Raw genomic sequence first — 4,625 nt, 5'->3', positions numbered from 1 at the left:
GGAAGCTTCTCCACACTTTGTTACCGCTTTTCCAACTCAACATCTCCGCAAACAACCAATGATCGCGATCCACTCGGGAACAGGACATTTCGCCCACGCTTCGGAGAGTGGCCTGATGGCCTGTCCGCCTAGCTTGATCAACCGCATTGCGGGGGGATGCGCAGCCCCCAGGGTACCTATTCATGCGTAATCCACCGGCTTAAGGGATCAAGGAAACCGCCAAAAAATCCTCAAGAGGCTATTTCCAGGCAAAAACAACAGAAATTCCAAGCGCCAGCGAGTGAGTCTCTACGCTAAGGAGTTCGCCCGGAACATGACTTCGACACGTGACAACAATCTCGTTCTGGAAGGTGAAGCCGTGAATGACGTTTCTGAAAACAACGAAGCTGCTTCCAACCGAGTCTGCGCCCACTCGTTATCGAATCGAGCTCGATCTGTGGCGAAACTTCGCCGTCATCCGCTCAATCGCGAGTGTCATCCAAGGTGTCACCACTTTGCGGGGCGATTAACGCGGTTGCCTCGTTCCGCAGCAGTTCGATTGTCAAACCACGGTGCCACGCGATGAATCCGGCCAGTTCCGTCTCGGCTGCGGCGTTCGCTTGCCGCAACTGCTGCTCGGCCGCGGCTGAATTGCCGAGTTTGTATTCGGTCATCGCCAGAAAGTAATAGGCGTATGACTCAGAAGTACTGAAATCGGTTTCCAATTCCGCGACTTTTTCCAGTTGCTGCTTTGCCTCCGTGTACTCGCCAGCTCTCATCAAAATCGCCCCTAAACCGCAGAAATACGACTGTTTCGCGGGATCACTCGCCGCCGCGGATCTCGCCAGCGAAATTGCTGGCGAATAGTCGTCGAGGCCATGTGGACCTAACGCGCACGTCCAAGCAGCGGAATACTGATCAACGACCATCCCTGCAGCTGGCGAGTCATCGATAGCACGTCGACAGCACTCTGCAAACGATGCAGGATCTTTCGCGTGCACGGCAAGTAACGCCGCCTGATAGAAATTGGCTGTGACAGCGTCGTCCGGAAATTTCAGCACGCGATGCAGCATCAAGCGTGCTGTCGACCAGTCCTGCTGATCAATCGCATCAGAGTAAGCCAGGTTGACTCGTGCTTGTAGTCTCGCTCGGGTGTGGTCTGACTTGGCAATCTGCTGCCCATGCCGAGCATCCCAAACGAGCAGAGGTCCGTCGTCCTGCATGGCGGCCAGCATGCTTCCATCGGGCGAGAACTTCACGCGATCGATACCCTTTTCAGTGGGCAGCGAGAGTAAGACAGCACCGGTGGTTGGATCCCAAATTTTGACGCTCAGATCTTCACCTGCCGAAGCGACGCGATTTCCATCGGGATGCCAGTCAAGTGAGCGCACCGATCCCCGATGTGATTTCCGAGTCCAGCGTGTACGGAGGTCACGAGTGGCGAAAACGCAACAAGTACCATCTTTGGATGCAGCCGCAATCCACTGAGAATCCGGCGACCAACACGTCGCAGTCGCGGTCACGCGATGACGGCCAACGCGGGCTCGTCGATGTCCTGAGCCGTCCGTATCGAAGACGTGGAGCCAGCCCGCGTATCCAATTGTGCCATCATCCGACACGTTGCCGTTCCCGGCCATCGCGATCGATTCGCCGGAGGGAGACCACGCGATCTGCTGAACAGACCTGATAGGATCGTCGGAGCAAAGCACGTGCCGTGATCCATTCAATGAAAACAGCGCAGGAGTCGAATTCCATGAGGGCCGAAGAGCCACACGTTTGTTGTCAGGTGAAAGGGCGATCACTTGGCCGCCATCCATTAAGAGATCGTACCCCAACGCAGGATTCAACAACGAGAGCAAGCGACGAGAGGACCTATCCACGGCCCAATTCTCGTCCAACAAAAACAAATCATTTCCGACAGGAGGAGCCAGAGTTGCCACCACACGCCCCGTTCGCGGATCCACATCGGCGAGCTGGCGGGGACCTCGAATGACACGTAAATGCCCCGCTTCGTTCCAAGCGAACGACGCCTCTGTCAAAAGATCTGGGATGTCCCATGCATGCCGGTCCTGTGGATCGTTCAGTGTCCAGACGTTTGCGAATCCATCACTGCCAACAGACACCAACTCTTGTGAATCGGGCCTCCACGAAATCGCATTTACCATCCCAACGTGGGCCTGAATGCGTTTGACCAAACTCCACGTATTCGTGGTCCAGATTTTGACGTCGCCATCGTTACCCGCCGTGGCAAGGTAACTACCATCCAGACTCCAAGCGACCCGGTTGAAAATCCCTGAATGTGCCGAAAATCGCTTGGTCTCCTGATTCCGCTCGGCGTCGAAGATGACGCACTCACCATTCTCGCATGTGTATGCAAGTCGCTGTGAATCATTCGACCACGCTCCCTTGGTAATCCTTTTTGGTTCATCGATCCGAAACAGTCGTTCCAGTCCGGTTGGGGACAATATTTCAAGCGAGTCATTCATGACGACCGCGATCTTCGATCCTTCATGATTCCATGCGGCGTGATGAATGTGATTCGTGGTCGATGTACTGTGAATCCGTGTCCAATCATCATCGTGTCGTTCAAACACGTTGAAATTCTCGGATCTGTTTTCAAGCTCTTTCGCTTGAATCGAACCCGTCATAATCTCAGTTCCAGATTGGTTCCAACAAATTGACCAGACCGATTCCTTCGAGGGCTGGAACTGCGTCACCTTATCGGTGGCTTTGTCCCAAATTCGGACGAGACCTTCGTCAGCTGCACTCCCCCAGGCCAGACTTTGTCCGTCCGGAGCCCAAGCGACACATTTCAATATTGTTTTCCCGAGATGCCATGCTTGATCCTGCTGGCCCGTGGCGGCATTGAATACTCGGCATGAACCATCATAGCTAACGGTCGCGATTTGCTTGCCATCGGGACTCCAATCGACGCCGGCTACGTGAGCCTGTGACACCCTCCAGGTTATCGAACTCTGGCTGGATTCGCCCAGCAGATAGCTCCATTCCCATGATCCGGTCTTGGCGGAACCATAGATGGGTGCGTGATTCAGCAATGTCTCACGTGCGTCAGAGTGGAAACCTTCGCGGATCTCCGACGCTGCCAATCGCATGTCGGCGCGATACAGTGCTTGTTCCGCGCGGTTACGCTCAAGTGCCTCGCGTTGCCGCGCCTCATCGGCTTGTTGTGCATTGAATTTCGCTCGTTGTGTCGCCACGCTTGCCTCGGATGTCATCTTGTTAGCACGAGTGGCTTCGCGCTGAGCGTCAGCCGCTGCGATCTTTGCTTCCGCTGCACGCTCAAATGCGTTGATTGCGTAACCGATGCTCGCCGCCGCGCCCGCGATGGCCGTCAGAAAAATCAAGCTTGCGGCTGTCAGCGAGGCTCGATGTTTCTTGACGTACTTGCCAAGCTGATATCCCATTGACGGTGGATGTGCTTTGACCGGTTCATCGTTTAAGTATCGGCGAATGTCATGGGCGAAGTCGCTTGCCGATTGGTATCGACGTTTGCGATCCTTTTCTAACGCTTTGAGAACGATCCAGTCGACTTCGCGTTTGAGCGAATCGGCCAGTTTCCGCGGATCGACGCGACGGCGATCATGAAACGTCGATTCCGCTTTGGCCGCTAGGGTGCTGATCCGCTGACTAGGTCGCGGAGGTACACTTTCTTGAATCAACTGCCGCAATTCGTCGAAGCTGGCTTCCTTGAGCGTCTGGCGATCAAACGGCAGCGATCCGGTCAGCAACTCGTACAGGACGACGCCGAGCGAGTAGATGTCGCTGCGAGTGTCGACGTCCAGATTGTTCATCTCCACCTGCTCGGGACTCATGTAGGCGGGGGTTCCGATCAACTGGGCAAAGCCGGTGTAAACCGTGCCGTCGGTCAACGGCTGCGTGGTCGCCTTGGCGATTCCAAAGTCGATGACTTTGGCCACCGGCTTGTCGTCGAGCATCGTGACCAGCAGATTGCTGGGTTTGAGATCGCGATGGATGATTCCCTTTTTATGTGCGTGTTCGACGGCGCTGCAGACATCGATGAAAAGATCAAGTTTCGCGGGAAGCTCCAGGTCGCGAGATTCGCAGAAATCGTTGATCGGAACCCCTTTGACCAATTCCATCACGAAGTAGGGCCTTCCATCCTCCGTCCTTCCCCCGTCGAACACTCGTGCGATGTTGGGGTGGTCCATCAATCCCAGGGCTTGTCGCTCGCTTTCGAACCGGGCAACAACCTGTTTGCTGTCCAAGCCCGGCTTGATGACTTTCAACGCCACACGGCGCCGGATCGGCACGACCTGGTCAGCGACATAGACCACACCCATCCCGCCTTCGCCGATCGGCTCGCGAAGCATGTAGTTGCCGATCTGGATTACCGGCAGTTGGGACGTGGCGACGGCCCAACCGACCTCCGAGCTTCGCTCAATCCCGACCGGAGGTTGCAGCAGACTCTCCGCCGCGAAGTAGTCGGCCACCATCGACTCGACCTGCCGCAGCAGTTCGCGGTCATGGCCGCAATGTGCTTCAAGGTATAACGTCCGTTCGGCGGGGCAGGCGATCTCAATTGCGTTGACCAGCAAGGTTTCCGCTAAAACATCATTCGTGGACGACATTTTCCAAACCTCAAAGCATCATCAGTAATTTTATTG

1 protein-coding gene is annotated in these 4,625 nt (G+C 55.5%); it reads right to left on the bottom strand.

Annotation, left to right across the window (positions count from 1 at the left end):
- Positions 1-461 precede the first annotated feature (461 nt).
- A complete protein-coding gene (locus Poly41_RS31990) occupies positions 462-4,589 on the bottom strand; it encodes a protein kinase domain-containing protein (protein WP_146531446.1) in 4,128 nt (1,375 codons plus the stop codon).
- Positions 4,590-4,625: the final 36 nt, after the last annotated feature.

This window comes from Novipirellula artificiosorum, assembly GCF_007860135.1.
Classification (GTDB): domain Bacteria; phylum Planctomycetota; class Planctomycetia; order Pirellulales; family Pirellulaceae; genus Novipirellula_A; species Novipirellula_A artificiosorum.
The sequence above is the reverse complement of the archived record's forward strand: the minus strand, read 5'-3'. Positions and strand labels throughout refer to the sequence as shown.

Excerpts from the sequence above, each read along its gene's own strand:
- Poly41_RS31990 (WP_146531446.1), bottom strand. The coding sequence starts at position 4,589 with ATGTCGTCCACGAATGATGTTTTAGCGGAAACCTTGCTGGTCAACGCA.